This window comes from Nocardia sp. NPDC055050 (assembly GCF_053608345.1).
This window is the reverse complement of sequence record NZ_JBSGVG010000030.1, coordinates 1-19099: the sequence shown is the minus strand read 5'-3', so window position 1 is coordinate 19099 and position 19099 is coordinate 1. Positions and strand designations below refer to the sequence as shown.

The 19099-nt window shown below is 63.1% G+C and carries 16 protein-coding genes; 1 reads left to right on the top strand and 15 read right to left on the bottom strand.

The genetic code is table 11. The annotated features are described in order from the left end of the window. Positions 1 to 81 precede the first annotated feature (81 nt). The 8 genes from ACWGCN_RS25945 to ACWGCN_RS25910 all read right to left on the bottom strand — a co-directional run bounded on the left by ACWGCN_RS25945 (position 82) and on the right by ACWGCN_RS25910 (position 9423). Positions 82 to 1008 (bottom strand): LysR family transcriptional regulator, encoded by a 927-nt coding sequence (locus ACWGCN_RS25945; protein ID WP_452457863.1) that lies wholly within the window; start codon positions 1006 to 1008, stop codon positions 82 to 84. Positions 1009 to 1094: 86 nt separating this feature from the next. Further along, the gene (locus ACWGCN_RS25940) at positions 1095 to 2015 is read right to left on the bottom strand and encodes an NADP-dependent oxidoreductase (protein ID WP_452457862.1); all 921 of its coding nucleotides are present in this window, start codon (positions 2013 to 2015) and stop codon (positions 1095 to 1097) included. 156 nt (positions 2016 to 2171) lie between these two features. Then, on the bottom strand, positions 2172 to 2885 hold the full coding sequence (locus ACWGCN_RS25935) for a hypothetical protein (RefSeq protein ID WP_452457928.1): 714 nt from the start codon (positions 2883 to 2885) through the stop codon (positions 2172 to 2174). 98 nt (positions 2886 to 2983) lie between these two features. Then, the gene (locus ACWGCN_RS25930; protein WP_452457861.1) at positions 2984 to 3811 is read right to left on the bottom strand and encodes an MBL fold metallo-hydrolase; all 828 of its coding nucleotides are present in this window, start codon (positions 3809 to 3811) and stop codon (positions 2984 to 2986) included. Between the two features lie 7 nt (positions 3812 to 3818). After that, positions 3819 to 5012 carry an acetyl-CoA C-acyltransferase gene (locus ACWGCN_RS25925; protein WP_452457860.1) on the bottom strand — a complete coding sequence of 398 codons (1194 nt, stop codon included), beginning with the start codon at positions 5010 to 5012 and terminating at the stop codon, positions 3819 to 3821. Positions 5013 to 5285: 273 nt separating this feature from the next. Further along, a complete protein-coding gene (locus ACWGCN_RS25920; RefSeq protein ID WP_452457859.1) occupies positions 5286 to 7040 on the bottom strand; it encodes an AMP-binding protein in 1755 nt (584 codons plus the stop codon). A 13-nt stretch (positions 7041 to 7053) separates the two neighbouring features. Further along, positions 7054 to 7776, bottom strand: a complete 723-nt coding sequence (locus ACWGCN_RS25915) for an SDR family oxidoreductase (RefSeq protein ID WP_452457858.1) — start codon at positions 7774 to 7776, stop codon at positions 7054 to 7056. Between the two features lie 333 nt (positions 7777 to 8109). Further along, positions 8110 to 9423, bottom strand: coding sequence for an MFS transporter (locus ACWGCN_RS25910; RefSeq protein ID WP_452457857.1), 1314 nt, complete (start codon positions 9421 to 9423; stop codon positions 8110 to 8112). A 534-nt stretch (positions 9424 to 9957) separates the two neighbouring features. Here ACWGCN_RS25910 and ACWGCN_RS25905 point away from each other — a divergent pair. Further along, entirely contained in the window at positions 9958 to 10608 is a 651-nt protein-coding gene (locus tag ACWGCN_RS25905) for a TetR/AcrR family transcriptional regulator (protein ID WP_452457856.1), read from the top strand. A gap of 74 nt (positions 10609 to 10682) precedes the next feature. On the opposite strand, the gene ACWGCN_RS25900 is transcribed toward ACWGCN_RS25905, so the two are convergent. From ACWGCN_RS25900 to ACWGCN_RS25870, 7 genes are all read right to left on the bottom strand, one after another. Then, positions 10683 to 12059 (bottom strand): ABC1 kinase family protein, encoded by a 1377-nt coding sequence (locus ACWGCN_RS25900; RefSeq protein WP_452457855.1) that lies wholly within the window; start codon positions 12057 to 12059, stop codon positions 10683 to 10685. A gap of 158 nt (positions 12060 to 12217) precedes the next feature. Further along, entirely contained in the window at positions 12218 to 13492 is a 1275-nt protein-coding gene (locus tag ACWGCN_RS25895; RefSeq protein ID WP_452457927.1) for an oxygenase MpaB family protein, read from the bottom strand. Positions 13493 to 13533: 41 nt separating this feature from the next. Continuing rightward, the gene (locus tag ACWGCN_RS25890) at positions 13534 to 14175 is read right to left on the bottom strand and encodes a TetR/AcrR family transcriptional regulator (RefSeq protein WP_452457854.1); all 642 of its coding nucleotides are present in this window, start codon (positions 14173 to 14175) and stop codon (positions 13534 to 13536) included. Between the two features lie 837 nt (positions 14176 to 15012). Further along, positions 15013 to 15900, bottom strand: a complete 888-nt coding sequence (locus ACWGCN_RS25885; RefSeq protein ID WP_452457853.1) for an IS3 family transposase — start codon at positions 15898 to 15900, stop codon at positions 15013 to 15015. Positions 15901 to 15902: 2 nt separating this feature from the next. Further along, positions 15903 to 16208: a transposase gene (locus tag ACWGCN_RS25880; RefSeq protein ID WP_452457852.1), complete on the bottom strand. Its 306-nt coding sequence runs from the start codon at positions 16206 to 16208 to the stop codon at positions 15903 to 15905. Between the two features lie 267 nt (positions 16209 to 16475). Next, positions 16476 to 17714 (bottom strand): threonine--tRNA ligase, encoded by a 1239-nt coding sequence (gene thrS, locus ACWGCN_RS25875; RefSeq protein WP_452457851.1) that lies wholly within the window; start codon positions 17712 to 17714, stop codon positions 16476 to 16478. Between the two features lie 618 nt (positions 17715 to 18332). Next, positions 18333 to 18533: a hypothetical protein gene (locus ACWGCN_RS25870; protein ID WP_452457850.1), complete on the bottom strand. Its 201-nt coding sequence runs from the start codon at positions 18531 to 18533 to the stop codon at positions 18333 to 18335. Positions 18534 to 19099 lie beyond the last annotated feature (566 nt).

Genomic DNA, 19099 nt, shown 5'->3' with positions numbered 1-19099 from the left:
AGCTAGCCCCGGCGGGTTACCGAATGCCAATAGCAATTCCGATGTCTCTTATAAGAATTTCAATACCCAGGCAGGGCCCGATCACCAGCGGCGCGCCTCGGCAAGCAAATGTTGGGCCACCCGGTCGACATGCCCCCGGCCTGCAGCGCCGTGCCGGCGTGCCAGGAAGGCGGTATTGATCGGCGGGTCTTCTGGCTCGAGTAACTCGACGATGCGGCCCGCCGCACACTCGGATTCGTACAGATAGCTGGGCAACACACTGATGCCCGCCCCGTCACACACCGCCGTCAGCACCGCGCGCAGATCGTCGATGACCAGTGCCGCTTCGGCATCGAGACGAGTGCCGAAGACATGGCGCCAGTAACGTCTCAGGATCGGCAAGTCGCTGGCGTAGCTGAGCAGGGGCACGCCCGCCAACGCGGTGGAGCCTTCCTCGGCGAGCCGGGCACGGTCGATCCTCGCAGCGACCTCTGGCGCCGCGACCAGCCCGAACGTCTCGTCGCAGAGCGCATCGGCGATCAGCGTTCGGCCACGTGGGCGCTGCGTCGAGATGACCAGGTCGAGGTTGCCTGCGCGTAGGTCGGCCAGCAGATCATCGGTCAGACCGGTCCGCACATGCACTCTGACCCCTTCAGCGATCAGTGGAGCCAGGGTCGGCATTCCTACTACCGCCAGAAAGTCCGCAGGACCACCCAGCAGAACGGGCGGCTCCGGAACGGGCGGGGTATCCGGGCGATCGGGTGTGAACACTGCGGCCAGCGTGTCGAGCGCACCAGCGACGCGCGCTGCCAGTTCATGAGCCGCCGGTGTCGGAGCGACCCCTCGCGGCAGACGCTCGAACAGCGGCCTTCCCAGGTGTCGCTCGAGCGCCTGCAACTGTTGCGTCACCGCAGGCTGGGAGTACCCGACCTGACGCGCGCCCGCGGTGATCGAACCGGCCCGATACACCGCCAAGAACGTCCGCAGCTGAGTCAGATCGAACAGAGCATCAGCAGATTTATCGGCCACCGATCAACCCTATCGAAAATCCGATATCACACCGTCGCAGGAGACAGCCGATTCGGCCGGTTTGGCCGCTGCGGAGCACCCTCGGATCAGGGAACGATGACCAGTTTGCCGCGGGTGCGCCCAGTTCGGCTGCGATCGAACGCCGCACCGACTTCGTCCAGGGAGAAAGCGCTCGCGACTTCCACCGTGAGCGCACCGCGAGCAGCCAAACCGGCGAGTTCGGCCAGCTTCGCCCCATCCGGTCGAACCCAGATCTGCTCTCCGCCTTGATCCTGCACAGCGGGGTCAGCAACAGAGACGTGCCTTCCCCCTGGCGCGAGGATCGCCTCTGTGGTCTCGAGCTGACCACCGACGAAGTCGGCGACCGCGGTGGCACCCTCCGGCGCCAGCTCCCGAATTCGATCGCTCAGCCCGGGGCCGTAGGCGACCGCTTCGGCGCCGAGTGCCCGGACGAACTCGTGATTGGCCGACGATGCCGTTCCGATCACGCGGGCGCCGCGATCGCGACCGATCTGTACAGCCAGACTTCCCACCCCCCCGGCGGCCCCATAGACGACCAGGGTGGCGCCCGGCTCGATTCCGAGCCGTTCCACGCTGCGCAGGGCAGTGAGTCCAGCCAATGGCAGTCCGCCTGCCTGCGCCCAGTCCATCACATCGGGCTTTGCGGCTACGGCCGCGGCGGGTACCGACACGTACTCGGCGAACGTGCCGGCGTGGATCACGTCCTTGCGCGCGTAGGCCATGACTTCCTCGCCGAGCGCGAACTCCGGCGTGTCCAGTCCGAGGCCGACGACCTCACCGGCGACATCCCAGCCAGGAATGATCGGAAACACTCCAGCCATCAGTGGGTCCAGATAGCCTGCCATGACTTTCCAATCGACAGGATTCACTCCCGCAGCACGAACCCTGATGAGGACCTCGCCTGGCGCGACCCGGGGCTCCGGCACCTCCACGACTCGCAGTCGGGAATTGTCCGGGGCGTACGAGTCGTAGGTCACTGCACGCATTCTGATGCACTCCTCGGGGTCGGGGACATTTGCTGCTGCCGGAACCACGGTATCGCGCGTCACGCGTGGGCTACCCATTGAAATTTCGATGTCAGCCATTGTCGAGTCAATTGAATCGGAATTGACCGATTCGTCGGCTCGGCAACCCGTCGACCCTTACTTGGCGGGTGACACGAAGGGCTGCTGGATCGTGGTGAAGTACTGGATGACGGCGCCGATCGCAACGGGTGCGGTGACCAACATCTGGCCGAGCAGGGTCCCGAGTGCGCCAACGGCGAGAATCCCACCGATGCACCCCAGTGCGGCTGCGGGGATGAACGGTCCGAAGAGTCCGACGATCGTTGCCGAAGCAATTGTGGCACCGGCGATACCGCCGAGCACGCACCCCAGTGCACCACCACCGAGGCCGCCGATGAGGGTGCCCAGACTGGCGCCCAGCCCGATCGTCGCGGTCATCCGGTTCCAGGCGGCCTGCTCGCGGTCGTACTCGTTCTTCCACGGCGCCTTGTCCTCGAAAGGCAGCGCGATCGGCTTGTAGGTCGCTGCGTCCATCGACAGCCGTGGGGTCAGCGTCGCCGCTCGGCCGTTGACTTCGGCGGCGATCGGGAACTCGAAATCATCGACGCGGAAGGTCAGCGGCGCGCCGGTAAGGTCGGTTCCGTTGGGCGCCTTGATCTTGAGGACATTACCTTCGACGACGATCGATCCCGAGTCCACCGAGATCTTCGACTGGGTATCTGTTGCTGTGGCGGTGAAATTGACCGAATTCTGCGGTGCAACGTCCGGCACGGGACTAGCGGAACTGATAGCAGCTGTTGCGCACAAGACAGCTGCTGTCATCACCGGCACCGCAATCTTCGCGAGCGTCATAGCATCAAGCCTTTCGTGGGGTTTGGAGAACAATGTCCGAGGACAGTCGAAGTGAAGCCGTGTGGTCGCACGCGGCGAGACACGACAGATCTATCTCGTTATCGAGTGGCGGGGTAGGACGCTCCGTCGAGCACCAGATCCGGATGCTGGAGCACATAGTTCATGGCTGCAGTCACCGACAGTCTCGCGCCTTCTCTCAGCTCGGGATCGGTCAGATGTGGATAGAGTTCGCCGACAATGCTTTCCGCACTCGCTTGCGTCGTTCGCATGTAGTGCGCGACCTGCGCTATGCGGCGGTGACGGTTGCGCAGACGGTGTGCCACAGCTGCCGGAACATCGTCGATAACAGGGCCATGGCCGGGAAGGGCGAGACATCCAGCGCTCTCGGATGCGATCTGTGCGAGTCTGTCCAGACTTCGCAGCATGTCGTACATCCCGTCCGGATCGACGATCGGCGTACCGCCGCCGAGCAACGTATCGCCGGTGAGTAGCAGCGTGTCGGCTGGAACGAAGAATGACAGCGAATCCGCGGAATGGCCGGGGGTGGCGATGACCTGCAGATCCAGGTTGCCCACCGTGTGCTGGTCGCCATCGGCCAGCGCTGTACCGCCCTGCGGTGGATCCGCCGATCGGATGACGGCACCGGTCATCTCGGCGAGCAGCTCGGCACCGTCGGAATGGTCTTCGTGGGCGTGGGTCAGCCAGATCTCGCAGACACGATCGCCGCCGATCGTGGCGAGGATGCTCTGAATATGAGCGAGGTCGGCCGGCCCTGGATCGACGACCACACACATCGGGTCTCCTGGCTCCGACAGAAGCCACGTGTTCGTTCCTTCGAACGTCCATTCGCTTGCGTTCGGGGCCAACAACAGTCGAGCACGTCCTCGGACGCGTATCGGTTGGCCCGGTCCTGGCATCTCGAACATCTGCACCTCAGTTGTAGATTTCGAATAGACCCGCGGCACCCATTCCCCCGCCGACACACATCGTCACGACCGCATAGTGCGCACCCCGGCGCTTGCCTTCGACAAGTGCGTGACCTGTCATTCGTGCCCCTGACATCCCGTAGGGGTGACCGATCGAGATGGCTCCGCCGTTGACGTTCATTCGGTCATCAGGAATTTCCAGACGATCTCGGCAGTAGACGGCCTGCGATGCGAAGGCTTCGTTCAGTTCCCACAGGTCGATGTCGTCGACAGTCAAGCCGAACCGCTTCAGCAGCTTCGGCACGGCGAGGACTGGACCGATGCCCATCTCACCCGGCTCACAACCAGCGACGGCGAATCCACGGAAGATCCCCATCGGTTCGATTCCTAGGCGTTCGGCCTCTTTGCCGTTCATGACCACAGTGGCAGCTGCACCGTCCGACAGCTGACTCGCGTTGCCTGCGGTGACATGCCCGCCGGCGATGACGGTCGGCAGCGATGCCAGCCCCTCTGCGGTGGTGTTGGGTCTGTTGCATTCGTCGGCGGTCAGCGTGCACGGGTCGAGCCTTGGCTCGTTCCCCTCGCCGTCGTCGATGAGCCTCATCGTAGAAATAGGCACTATCTCGTCGTCGAATCGCCCTGCGATCTGCGCGGCTGCTGTCCTGCGCTGGCTTTCGAGCGCGAACTGATCCTGCGTTTCTCGGCTCACCCCGTAGCGTGTTGCGACAATCTCGGCGGTTTCGAGCATCGGCATGAAGATGTCCGGATGGTTCGAAGCCAACCACGGATCCTCGGCCATGAAGGTGTTGAGGTGAGCATTCTGGACCAGACTGATCGACTCGACTCCGCCGGCAGCGACCGCTGTCACGTCGTCGATGATGACGCGGCCGGCGGCCAGGGCGATTGCCTGTAGACCCGAACTGCAGAAGCGGTTGACCGTCATTCCGGAGACCTCGATCGGCAGACCTGCCCGGATCGCGATCTGTCTGGCGATATTCCCGCCCGTGGTCCCCTCACCGAGTGAGCCGCCGATGATGACGTCGTCGATCAGCGCGGGGTCGATTCCGGACCGCTCTATCGCGGCCGAGACCGCATGGGCTCCGAGCGTCGCGCCATAGGTCGCGTTGAGAGACCCTCGATACGCCTTGCCGATCGGTGTGCGAGCGACCGAGACGATGACCGCTTCAGATTTTGCGTTCATTGATTCTCACATTCAGAAATAGGACATGGTTCGATATGCCCTGTGCGGACACTGCTTTCATGTACCGGCATGCAGAGCGCCTCCGGTGATGCTCGGCGCATTCGAGCACGCGTCCGATATGGGTTCGATTCGCCGTTCAGGCTCGGTGCGCAGAGCTTCGTGCCGGTAGTCAGCTCACTGCGCAAAGAAGACCGTACGACTTACTGAGCTCGGGCAGTCGAGAGAAGACGTCGCCGAGCAGCGAGGTCTTGGGTCGTGGCAGGCGGTGACCCGCTATCGGGCCGGCGTTGTTTCCGAGGTCGATGTCCGAGCGATCACCAAGGCCCGCAGTGCTTTGTAGTCGAGTTTTGCGCTCGCGCCTCGTCCGAGCGAGTCGACGAAAACGATGCGGCGGGGGACCTTGTACCCGGCGAGTCGGGCACGGACGAACTCGATGATGTCATCGGTTGACGCGTGGGCGCCGTCTTTCAGTTGTACTGCCGCAGCGACTACTTCGCCGAAGCGATCATCCGCGATGCCGACGACCGCGGCGTCTGCGACCGCCGGGTGCTGGCAAGCGACAACTTCGACTTCTTCGGGGAAGACTTTCTCGCCGCCGGTGTTGATACACACCGACCCGCGGCCCAGGAGCCGGATGGTTCCGTCGGCTTCGAGTTCGGCCCAGTCGCCACCGATGGTGTACCGCTCGCCATTGATGACCGGGAAGGTGGCGGCAGTCTTGTCCGGGTCCTTGTAGTAGCCGACGGCGCCGGTGCCACGCGATGCGATCCGTCCGATGACACCCGGGTCGCTGATCTGCTGGTGGTTCTCGTCGACCACGATCGTGCGCCCGCTCAGCTCGAACTTCGCGGTCTCCCCGTTGTTCGCACTGGTAGTCACCGACATTCCCATAGTCGACTCTGTGGAGCCCAGCGAGTCGATGAGAGTCAGGTGAGGGATGTGTCGAAGCAGGCCCTGCTTGCTCGTGTTCGTCCACATCGCCCCCGAAGAGGTGACCTCCCTCAAATCGTCTAGCTCCCAACGATTCGGCTCCGCGTCGAGAGCTGACAGCAGCGGCTTGGCGAAAGGGTCTCCGACGATGTTGAGGCTGGTCGCGTGTTCTCTGGCAACGGTCGCCCACACCGCATGCGCGTCGAACTTGCGCTCGGGCAAGGTGATGACGGTTCCGGCTTTGAGCAAGGTGTCGAGCGCGGTCAGCAGACCGGTTCCGTGCATCAACGGACTCGATACCACGGTTCGGGGCCCCGGATCGGGCAAGGCGTCGGGCAGCTGCCTCAGCGCGGTCGCCGGGTCATTGTCCAGACCGAAGCGGTCGAAGTAGTCCAGCTCACACCACAAAGCGAGCATGTCGTTTTGGCGCCACATGACGCCCTTGGGCATTCCGGTTGTCCCACCGGTGTACTGCATGTAGATGTCATTGCCGGATCGAGCCCACGCCGGATTCGGCTTGTCCGCACCGACGGCGACGATCTCGTTGAAGTCCGCGGCCCACGCCGGGCGCGGTCCCGTGTTGTCGTCGACCCACAGCCACGCACGAACCTTCGGCAGCTCCGGGCGAAGGCGTTCCAGTCGCTCGGTGAACGCACCGTGGAACACGATCGCTTCCGCGTCGGCGTTGTCGAACACGTATTGCAGCTCGGTGTCCTGGTAGCGGTAGTTGATGTTGACCGGAACCATTCCGACCTTCAACGCCGCGTAGAAGCACTCCAGATATTCGGGACTGTTGTACAGATACTGCGCGAACTTCGCGTCGTGCTGCAATCCCGAGTCCACCAGCCACCGTGCGACGGCGTTCGACCGCTGCTCCGTCTCTTCGTAGGTGATTGCACGCTCACCGTGAATCTGCGCAATACTCCCCGGCCGCGCGCCCGAGACTACTTCCAACCAATCCGCGACATTCCAACTATTACTCACAACGCGCCCTTTCGATCTTCCTTCAATCGACTGCGGTGCACGCACCGCAGTCGAAGCCATGCTGATTCGTGTGTCGAGATGGCCGGCCGAGTACGACGACGTCGTACCGGTCATCTCGATCGCCGCCTCACCCGAGGACACCGCCGTCGACGAACAACAGCTGGCCGGTCACGTAGCTCGACTCCGCCGAGCACAAAAACCAGATTACGGCCGCGATCTCGGCGGGATCGGCGACCCTGCCCAGCGGGATCCTGGACAAGCCCTGCTCGACCGCGTCACCGGGAATCGAGTCCAGCATCGCCGTTGCCACCGTCCCTGGCGCAACCGAGTTGGCCCGGACACCGTACTTGCCGCCCTCGATGGCAACAGTGCGCATGAGGCTGGCGATCCCGCCTTTCGCAGCGGAGTAGTTCGCCTGACCGAAGTTTCCTCGCATCGACGTCGAGGAGATGCTGACGATCGCACCGCCGTGCGGAGCCATCTCGTTCAAGGCCATCTGGCTGCCGAGGAATGCTCCTTTGAGGTGGACGTCGATGACCGCATCCCATTGGTCGTCGCTCATCTTCCGCAGCGATTTGTCGCGGAGGATTCCCGCGTTGTTGACCAGGGCGGTGAGCCGTCCGTGCTTGCGCGCGGTCTCGGCGGCGCGTTCCCAGTCCTGACGGTTGGCGACATCGAGCGCCACGGCAACGCCCTCGCCGCCGGAATCCTTGATCCGTGCCGCTACCCGCTCCGCACCGCCGAAGTCGATGTCGGCGACGAGCACGGTCCTTCCTTCGTCAGCGAATCGCTGTGCGGTGGCCGCGCCGATTCCACCTGCGGCACCGGTCACGATGGCAACTTCGTTCATGTTGGTACTCCGATCTTCGAGTTCAGGAACCGCCGTCAGCGTTTCCTAGGAGCTTCTGAGGGCGGGGTTGTCGGGCCGGACCGCCAGTGCAGGCGGGCCTGCATTTCGCCGTCCCGCGGCGCGGAACCCAGGCGCTCGCCAGCGCGAAAACATGCAATTGCAAGCGCTTGCAAAGTGCAATGTAGGCCCGTCCGTATGGAACTGTCAACCCCGCCCTGCCGAGAAGATTCGCGGGTTAGACGCTAGATTTCGCCGGAGGAGGGAGGGCGGATACGCCCACTCGCCCAAGACGAGGTGTGAGGTCCTCCCGACCTGTCGAGGTGACCATCTCGGTCACGGCGCCACCGGCACCACATCGGCCGTCGATGCCTCCGAAGAGCTGCGGCGCAGTGCCGCGTACAGCAGGGGGAACAGGATGAGAAGCAACGAGAACGACGCGATCAGCGCGTAGAAACCCGCCGACGGCTCGCCTGTGATCTCCTGGGCGAGACCGAACACATACGGACCACTGAAACCTCCGATCAAACCAACGGTGTTGATGAATGCCAGCATTCCGGCTGCCATCGTGCCCGAGACCCGCTCCATCGCGACCGACCAGATCATCGGCTGAGTCCCGTCGATGAAGAAGACAGCCAGTGTGAGCGCCAGGAATTGCACCGGCGGCCCGTCGAACAGCACGTACAAGATCGCCGAGGCGGCGGTGCCGGCCATACACACCGCCATCAGCGCCACGGTCCTGCCATAGCGACGCTGAAGACGCGGAGTGACAACCGCCCCGAAGGCGGACGCCAGCGACACCAAGCCGGTGACGATTCCGATCGCCAAGGAACCCGAGACTCCCATCCCCCCGATGATCCCCGGCATGAAGAACGCGAACCCATAGCCCGCGAACTGATTGATCAGGAAGATCGCAGCCAAGCACAAGATGATCGGATTGCGGAAGCCGGCAAGCAGGCTACCCTTGATCTCCTCGGCACTACCGGCCTCGACCGCGCTTGTCAGCGCCACCTTCTCCTCGGCACTGAGCCACTTCGCATCCCGGGGCGAGTCCGGCATCGCGTACCAGATCACGATACCTACCAGAATACTGGGGATTCCTTCGAGCAGAAACAGCCACTGCCACCCCTGCAGGTCGCCCACACCGTCGAGAAGCATGAGCGCTCCGCTGATCGGTCCGCCGATGACGTAGGAAGCGATCGCACCGACGATGACGTATCCGACGACCTTGGTTCGATCCTCCTTTGCGAACCAGAGCGTGATCAAATACAGGATCGCCGGATAGATTCCGGCTTCGGCGACGCCGAGCAGGAATCGCAGAGCGTAGAAGGTCGGCGCGTTGCTGGTGAACATCAGGCACGCCGAAATGACCCCCAGCGCGGCGGAGGCTACAGCGATCCACCGGCGAGGACCGACGCGAGTCATCAGGAGATTGCTCGGAATCTGCAGCAAGGCATAGCTCAGGAAGAAGATCCCAGAGCCGAGCCCGTAGGCGGCGGCGCCGATGCCGGCGGCGTCGTCGAGCGCAGATTGCGCGAAAGCGACGTTTGTTCTGTTCAGAAAATTGAAGCCGTAGACCAGCATCAATAGGGGTACCAACCGCGTCAATACCTTGGCGGTAGCCGTGCTGTGCAGCGCGGGTTTGGTCATCTCGGCTCCTCATCATCAGGGTCAGCGCCATCCACTGGTTCGGGATATCTCTACCTCGGGCAGCCTCGTCGACAGGGGCGGGCAGCACCGACGCCAGAGCAGGCACTGACGTTGTCAGCCAGCGTTTGTGAACATCGGACACACAGGTCACTGCCCGGCCACTGCGTCGCGACGACAGAATCGACTCCGCGAACCAGCCACCGCGGACCGGCCGTCAGTCAAGTTCCTACGCGTCGAAACGCCTTGCACTCGCTCTGCCTGTGAACGACTCGGCATGATTGCAAGCGCTAGCAAGGTGTGACCTTGCCCTCAGCCGACGGGATTGTCAAGGGGTTGCAAGAATCTGACCAAGCGATCGTGCGCCACGGATAGCTGCAGATAGACAGCAGTTTGCAAGCGCTTGCATGGATAGGTGCCGCGATCTACAATTCCGACCAGGCCGACGTGAGGGTCCAGTTGTGCACTGCTCCTGCAGGGTCTGCCTGTCATCTACCGAACCGAGAAGGAGTGGGCGTCGTGGTCAAAGAGAACGCAATGAGCGCCGAAGCACGCGCGTTGCGAAAGAAGCCTCGGATCACGCCTCCGCCGACACCTCGCGACGTCGCCAATCCCGACATGCGCGACCAGATCCTGGCCGCCGCAGCCGCATTGTTCGGTGAGCGGGGGTATCACGCGACGACGGTCCGCGATGTCGCACACGGGCTCGGACTGTTGTCGGGCAGCCTCTACTCGCATGTGGACAGCAAGGAGGATCTGCTCTACGAGATCACCCGGCTGGACATGGAGATCTACCTCAAGACGGTCGTGCCGATCGCGAACTCGGACGCGCCCGCCGTCGAACGGTATCGCTCCGCGATGCGGGCACACTTCAAGCTCGGCGCAGGCTACGGGGTACAAGCCCGCATCGTCCTCGCCGAGTTCCGCGAGATCAAGGACGAAGACAAGCTCGACGACATCATCGACCTTCGCGATCGCTACGACCAACTCTGGGATCAGATCATCGCCGACGGTATCGACCAGGGCGCGATTCGCCAGGACATCGACGCGAAATTTTTCCGGATCGCCTCACTCAGTATCGGAAACTGGGCGTCGTCTTGGGTCAATCCGGATGGACCGTCCGATACCGACGCCATCGCCGATATCTTCTGCGATCTCCTCCTCGACGGCGCCCGCAGCAGGGAATAGCCCGTTGGCGGGCTGCTGGGATGCGGTGGAGCGGGGTTGACCGACCTTGCCATCGAGCCCTGCCGGCAACCACATCAACGAAGCCGGGTGGCTTTCCAGCTCTCGATCGCACGACCGATATCGGTCGTTGCAGGCTCGCCGTAAAGCCACTCGGCCGCCAGAGTGTGCCAGTTCGCCGTCGCCTCCAACTGCCCGAGAACGCCGAGCGTGAACAGGTCCGTGCGCCGCGAGAAGACATGCTCGGGCGGCAAAAGCTGATGGCGCATGCCGCGGTGCGCCATCACTCGCGGGTCGACCGCGAGAACCACGGCGCTGGTGGCCAATTCGGTTGTAATGGTCATCGGTTCATCGACAAGGTGCCACCCCGCGACCGCCATCACATAATCCAGGCACTCCCACGGCGAAACGCCTGCATCCGGATCAAGGATGCCACGGCGGACCCACATGTCGCAGACATCCTGTGCGCGGCCCTCCGCTGCCGCCCGAATCACGGCCCGTTCGAGCTCGACGTCCGCGTCGTCGATGCTGTTGTACAGCCCGAAGTCGACGAATCCCAATTTCCCGTCCCGACCGAGGAGAATATTGCCCCGATGAGGGTCACCGCAGTACTCGTGGTCGGCGAAGAGCGCACTGATATAGAAGCGGTAGATCAGTTCGCCCAGGCCATCTCTGTCAGCCGCGGGCAACTGCCGAATCCGATCGAACGAGTGCCCATCAATGAGCTCCGTCACGAGCACATTCGGACCGCAGTACTCCCCTATCACTGCTGGCACCGTGATAAAAGGGTGCCCGCGGTAGCGAGTGGCCACACGGTGTTGAGCTGTGGCCTCGCGCTGATAATCGAGCTCTCTGCCGATGGTCTCGACCACCTCACCGATGACTGACTTATCTGCGGCGCTGGGCAGCACGTTCTTCAACAACCGGCTGAGAAACATCAAGTTGCGCATATCGGCGGACACGGCTTCGTCCACCCCGGGATACTTCACTTTGACAGCCACCCAACGGCCGTCCCGCAGCTGCGCCCGGTACACCTGGCCGATCGATGCCGCCGCGATCGGGGTTTCGTCGAACTGGGTGAAGACGGTCGCCAGTCGGCCCAAGTCACCTTCGAGCACTGCCCGCATGTCCGCGAAGGCCACTGTCGGTGCGCGATCACAGAGTTCGACGAGTTTGGCTCTGAACTGCTCTCGATGCGGCTCGGGCACCAAGTCCAGCTCGAGCGCCGACAGCATCTGACCGACCTTCATGGCCGCGCCCTTCATCTCCCCGAGGACGGTGACGAGCTGTTGCGCTGCGACTATCGCGGAACGTTCGGTCAGACGCTGTCGTGCCTGCTCGGTGCGGCCGAGCACCGACATTTTTGTACTGACGCCGCGAACAGCTCGACTCGCCGCAAGTCCGCCCAGTTTGGCGCCTCGCGCAAAGCGCCCTCGCGGCATGTGACCGGCCATCTCCGCACCTTCCGTTTCGATAGTCGGCAAGCAACGGGTGATACGCCCGAACCACCTGAAGGCTGCCCGCCTGTCGGGCGCCGAGAGTTCACTTCGCGAATTTGTTTCGAGGGACGCTGGGGGTCGGCTCCAACGATCGAGAAACAGGAATTCACAACCTAGCGCGTGAATTGTTGGACTGGCTCGAATCGGCTACGGTCCTCGCCCATCTCGTTGCGCCACCAAGCTTCTCGACGAAACCGAGCGTAGCGATCGACGAGATCGTCGACCCTCCTGCTGCGGCGACGCACAGTCTCGACGGTGAAAACAATTGGGAACTGCACGAGAGGATGCAGTGCCCATGGCCACGGATTCGGCAGGTCGTAGCGACGATAGAAGCTGCCAGGCAAGAAGAACCGGGTGTAGCCGAGTTGCGCACGATAGTTGACTTCGTCTCGAATTCGCCTGGGCCACCCCATATCTCGTCTCGGGGAGAATGCTCGCGGATATGACTCCACCAGCTCGATGCCGTCGTCGGCTGCGCGATAATTTCGCTTGAGCATGTAGGCAGCCAACAGTTGCACGCCTTCGCGGACGCTGTTCGGGTACCACCGCGGCTGCACACCCATCAGATGACCGACGTAGCGCCAGAAATGCATCATCGCCTCGACGTCGCTCATCGACGTTCGAAAGCCCATTGCCCTGAGCCCGAGCCCGGGCGCCAGACTGCCGGCCATCAGCGTTATCAGGGCTTCGGACTGGCAGATCGGTACACCCCATGCTGCGACGTCCCATTCGGGATGACCCATCAGCCGCCTGCGAATGAACACATGCATGATGCGCACGCGCATCGCGGTTGCTCGGCCTGCACCCGCTGGGTCGAGACCGCCTGGCTCGGAGACGTCGATCCAGAAGCGGGCGGTTTCCATGAAGCGGCGCAGTGCCGTGTCTCCGGCGTAGGCTCCGGTCAGAGTCAGTGGTTGGACGATCGGGTTCTCGGTGTATGCCATCAAGGTGGTGGCGCCCGCGAAACTGAAGACAGCAGGCCCAAATCTTCGGAACGCCCGCGCCCCTTGGTCGACAAGGTCGCGGTCGACCCACTCCGGGTCCTGTTCGAACTCCGCCATCAGTCGGTGCAAGGTCTCGGGAGCATCGGTGACCGAACCAACGCCGCGCTCGAGCGCCTGATCGAGCATCGCACGTCCGTGACGGGGATCGCCTTCCAGGTACGCCTCGTCGACATAGGCTTCCGCGACCGGGTCCGCGTCGAAATACCCCTGGGCCCATTCCCGCACGACGGCATCCGAGGGGAACAGGTCGACGCCGACTATCTTCTCGGCCAAGGCCCGGGCACGGACGACCCTCGGGTCGTCCAGACGCTGCCAGTAGCGCGTGAACTCCTCGGGCATACGGTCGGCCTCGTCACTCGGGACGGAGCCGGATGGAGTCGGCATCGTGGTCACTGGGCCGACACTAGGCCCATAATGGACACCTGTCAATTATTCTTCCGCAGTCCGCCGATGAGCAGATCTGCCACCAGCGCCGCGTGCGCCTCCACAGCTTCCGTGTCGACTACGGCGTCGGTATCGAAGCGGTCAGCCAGCGGCGTGAGCGTGTAGGGTGCCGCCCCACCAGATGCGACCAGGAAGAACAAGGTTCGCGGTGCCACCGGCCGCACCACGCCCTGGTCGACCAACTGCTCGAGCAGTGCGCTGACCAACGCGAGAGAAGGCTCCAGATAGGTATCGAAGATGTAAGCAAGACGCCAAGTATCTTGGCGTCCTTCGTTATTCATCAGCCCCAGCAATTCGGGATGCTGGGCCGAGTAGACGATGAATCGGCGGATCGCCAGGTTCAGCTGATCGAGCAGATCAGCCGGCGAGGGTTCGACGAGCGCGTGTAGGTGGACTACCAACTGCCCGAATCCGAAGTCGACTGCGGCCCGCCACAGCTCGTCCTTCGTCCCGAAGCGTTGGTACAACAAATTGTGGCTGACCCCGAGCTCCCGGGTGAGGGTGCGCAGCGAGACGCCTTCGTATCCGTGCAAGGCGAATGCACGTAACGTCGCCTGTAGCAAGTCTTCGATCGATACCGACTCCCCTGCCTTTGGCCGACCTCTGCCTCGATTCTCGATCATGGAAGCAAGTATCTCGGACACCAATCTCGTAGCAGCGCCTCCCACCCGCCGGTCGATTGGCGATGGCGATGGCGGGGCTTCGATGAACTCGCCAATGAGGCAATCAGGGGACACCGCTCAGCCACCTCCTACCCGAGGCCACAGCGAACACGTCCGTATTCCGACCACTACATTGCCCCCACGCGGTGGGCTTCGGCCGAACGGTACCGGCCCGCCACCTCGATCGAGACGATCGATCCACGCCCTGCTCAGAGGTTGACTACCTAGTCACCGCGACCGATGACCGACGAACTCGACCAAACTGGGTAGCCACCCACCAAGCCCCATCCGAAGCCGCTGCACGATCAGGCAGGGCGAGACAGGCGTTTGCACTCGGCTGTCATCACAGCACTCCCGACACCGGATGTCAGGCTGCGGGGCCGCCTGCGCCTGCGCAGTGGGGCCCTTCAAGCTGCCCACCCCGGAGCCGACTGTCCCGAGCGACGACAATTCGATACTGAACGCCCGCGCGCTCAGAAGAAGTCGAGCACGTTCGCATGAGGCGAGACGCGCGGAAGTTCACCGACTGGATGCGTGCTACGTATGCCACCGATTCGAGCCGGACGAGTCGCTCCACTCGCATTGGTCAGCTCGGACTTGTGGTGGCGCGCGCAGCGAGCAGTGATTGCGGATACGCACGCGACCGGCCACGCAGTCCGACAAGAGCTTCCGATCCAGCTGGTCCCGACGAGCATCCCGAGAGGTTCAAGCTGCTTCGTCCGGTTTCGTCGCCTGGATGTCATTGCGGAATCGCCCGCCCAGCCCGGGTGAGGTTCCCCCGCTAATCCGGAGAGCGGATTATCTGGTTCCAGAGGGAACTCGGTGATGATAGATGGCTTCGTACTCGTCGGGTGATCGCCAACCGAGCTTCTTCTGGATGCGCTGGGTGTTGTACCAGCCGTCGATGTAGGCGAACAAGGCGTTCTCGGCGTCTTCCCTTGTCCGCCAACTGTTTCGATACACCAACTCGGTCTTCAGGGTGGAGAAGACATTCTCCATGAGAGCGTTGTCGTAGCTGTCGCCGACCGAACCCATGGACTGCGCGATCCCGTTGTCGGCCAACCGGTTCGCGAAACGGATCGCCGTGTAAGTCGACCCGCGGTCGGAATGATGAACCAGCTGCCCGTCACGAACATCGCGGGTCCAGACCGCGTACTCGAGAGCGCCGAGCACCAGCTCGGTGTCGCATCGGTCCGAGCATTTCCAGCCCACGATCCGGTTCGAGAACGCGTCCCGGACCGCGGCCAGCCAGAACACGCCCTCACCGCAGATGATGCGGGTGGCGTCGGCGACCCACAACCGGTCCGGCTCACCAGCGGTGAAGTCGCGATTGACCAGGTCCGGGGCAGGGACGGCACGCCGATCCTGGCGGGTCGAACCCAGCCGCCACTTCTTACGCAGGAACGCGCCCAGCAAACCCGCACCTCGCATCAACCGCTCGACTCGTTTGCGGCCGACCGAGAACCCGCGCCGGGCCAGCATCGCGTGCACGCGTGGTGACCCGTAGGTTCCGGCGGAGCTGGTATGAACGTCGACGATCTCAGCCAGTAGCTCTTGGTCGGCCAGTTGCCGCCGTGACGGCCCCTTCGCCTGCCGCAACCAGCCGTAATACGTCGACGATGCGATCCCCAGAACCCGTAATACGAGCTCGACCGGGTGCTGTGGGTGTTCGCTGACGAACGCCACGATCACCGCCGGGTCTGGCCGAGCTCCGAGGCGAAATACGCACTCGCATCACGCAATACGGCATTGACTCGCTCCAGCTCCGCGACCCGCTTCTTCAGAGCCCGGTTCTCGGCAGCCATGTCGGTCGTCGGCGTGACGTCTCGTTCGCCGGCATCGGCTTCTGCCTGGCGGATCCACAGCCGCAACGCTTCGTGATGCACCCCGAGCTGCGTTGCGAGCTTGCGGATCGTCGGCTTCGGGTCCGACTCCCGATACAGCCGCACGGCCCGCGCCTTCAACTCGTCCGGGTACTTCTTCGGTGCTGCCACGAATGACTCCTTCCGGTCCTACTGGACCACAGTCAGAGCCCTCCGAGAAAGCGGGGGAACCTCATCGCCTCGATTACGCTTGGACAAGTCGCCGATTACTGTGGTCGCTTGGCTGACGTTTCTCGATTAGCCGCCAGGCGACCTTGGTTGGGCCGCGGGGTGCTGGACAAGCGGTGCCGGAGATCGTCGATGATGGTCGGTAGATTGCACGTGAGCGCGTGGGGTCGTGCGTACTCGCTCGGCACTGCGGAGCGAGTACGCGACTGTTCACCGAGACCAATCCAGTGCAGTCCGACGGTCGACGTACGCCTCATCCATCAGCTCGAGGAGATGTTCCTGGGTGACCTGGGTGCGGACACGGCTGGCGACGTCGGTGATCTGAACGCTGTTCTGTGCGACTTCGGTCGGCCCGATGACCGCGATGAGGTGGTCTCGCGTCTTGCGAGCGTTTCGAACGCGCGCTCCCAATGACCCGTCATAGTCCACTCGGCTACGAAGTCCTCTGTGACGAGCTTTGTCGGCGAGCGCACGCACTGCTCCGTCCTGGTCGGCGCCGACCGGCAGGACTGCGATCTGGATAGGAGAAAGCCAGAACGGCAGGCGCCCCGCATAGCGTTCAAGTAGCGCTGCGGTGACGCGCTCCATCGATCCAACGGTGCCTCGATGAATCATGACGGGCTGGTGTTCGTCGCCATCTGCGCCGATATAGGTGAGGCCGAACCGTTGGGGCTGATTGAAATCGAGTTGCACGGTGGCAATGGTTTCCACGCGGCCGCGTCCGTCCTGAACCTGCAGATCGAACTTGGGGCCGTAGAACGCTGCCTCGCCCGGTGCTTCGACCAGGTTCAGTCCGTGCTCGTCGAGGACGGACCGCCCTGCGGTACGAAGGTTGTCCTGGGCGTGCTCCCACTGGGCGCTAGTACCGAGCCATGCCGAGGAGGCGTCGTCTCTGGTCGACAGTCGGACGTAATCGACGGGAAGTCCCAGGATCTGTTGCGCACGCAGCGCTGCCCGCAGCCCGAGTTCGGCTTCGTGGAGAACCTGGTCCGGTCTGCAGAAGACATGAGTGTCGTCGAGGTTGATCTGGCGGACGCGACTCAAACCAGAAACAACACCGGAACGCTCGGCTCGGAACATGGCAGCCAGTTCATTGAAGCGAAGCGGCAGTTCACGATAGGAGCGTTGAGCCGATGCATAGATCAACGCGTGATGAGGGCAGTTCGCCGGCCGCAGCATCAGCTCGTCCTCGCCCATCCGCATGGCGGGGAACATGTCCTGGCTGAACTTGCTCAGATGGCCAGAACGCTCGTAAAGCGACCGCTTCCCGAGGACCGGCGAGAACACGCCGAGGCAGCCATCGGCCGACGCGAGCTCCTTGGCCAGCTTTTGCAACTCCTCCCGGATGACGGCCCCGGCAGGAAGCCACATCGGAAGACCGGAACCGGCAAGCGGGTCGGTGGCGAAGATGTCCATGTCGAGATTGAGATCCCGGTGGTCGGCGACCATAATATCTGCTCCTGGTGAGTTGGTACCGGAACAGGCGGGGAAACGACCAAGCCCCGGAACACTGTTCCGGGGCTTGAGATGTCTGGGGGGTGATCAGTCCATCACGAAGTCGCCGGAAGTAACCGGCGTCGTCGTAGAAATGAGATGTCCCTCCATGGCGGCGTAGTCTACATGATGCGCGTCGTTGCGCGTTGGTGCGTCCGCCGGCAGCCAGCCCTGCCCCATCCGAGTACGGCTCCCTGGCCCGCCAACTAGGCTGCGACGCGCGGTAGTCAGTGGGCACGTCGACTAGGTCGATCTCGGCCCCCCTTGACCCCAGGCGCACTGCGCGGCCAGCGCGATCGCGAACGGCAAGCCGAGTTCGACCGGTCGGCAATGCACACGCGGCCACACCCTCGGCTCGTACCGGCGAGTAGCCAGGCAGTCATGAGGGAAGCCGTGCCGCGTCGGCCGACAGCATTTCCCAGGAAGCATCCGGCATCCACCGCCCCAGAGCCCACGGACTGACGATGCCGGACTTTTCGATTTAAGAGGACATTCGCTGGACCACGCCGAACCGTGGGACCAACGGAAGCGAGTGGTGGTTCTCATTGCCCTGGGCAGCAACGGATGCGCAGACTACGGAAGAAGCCCGTCGAGCGCGGCCTGGTATTGCGGAATCAAGGTCTTGTCGATGGGGCTCGGCCCATCACGCTTGAAGCGCAGCACGATCGAGCCGTTCCTGTAAATCAGTGACGATTTCGACATGACGGTTGCGTACTTCACCGCGGCGGCTTCGCCATCGAACTGGTACACCGATACCGGATCAATCGCGATCATCTGTGAACACCCCAGATCTGCGCATCCAGCTACTTTGGTGCGGTCTGCGCGCCCCGTGGCGGGAAGGCCTGCAGCCTCCATTGCATCGACCACAGCAGCAGCGGTAGTGGCTGCGGGCGGGAGCGAGGATCTCACCGCAGACGTCGCTGATGCCCCAGTGGACACCACCACCGAAGGAGTCACGAACACGCCGTCCATACCGGCGCCACTGCATGCGCCCAACCCAGCCGCCAAAGCTGTGATGCATCCAGCAACAGCTACGCGCCTCACAACTGTTCTCCTAGCATGGCCGGTCTTCTGAACGGTGCCCTGGTCGACGAATAGTACCGTTCTGCAGAGTATTCCGACCTTGTCGAACTCCTTGTGGAGTGATGCGTGAGGTAGGCACCGTTCGTTCCGTGACCCCGCGAGCACCCTCGCCCGTGTCTCGTCCTGCGTTCGCTCGGATCCGCCAGCACTTGTCGGGCAGTCTCGCTAATGTCACGCGGATGGACGCGGTACAGGTACAGAAGAAGCTCGAGCTCTCTCCCGATGAGGACTTCATCCTCACCGCGTGGCAGTACCAG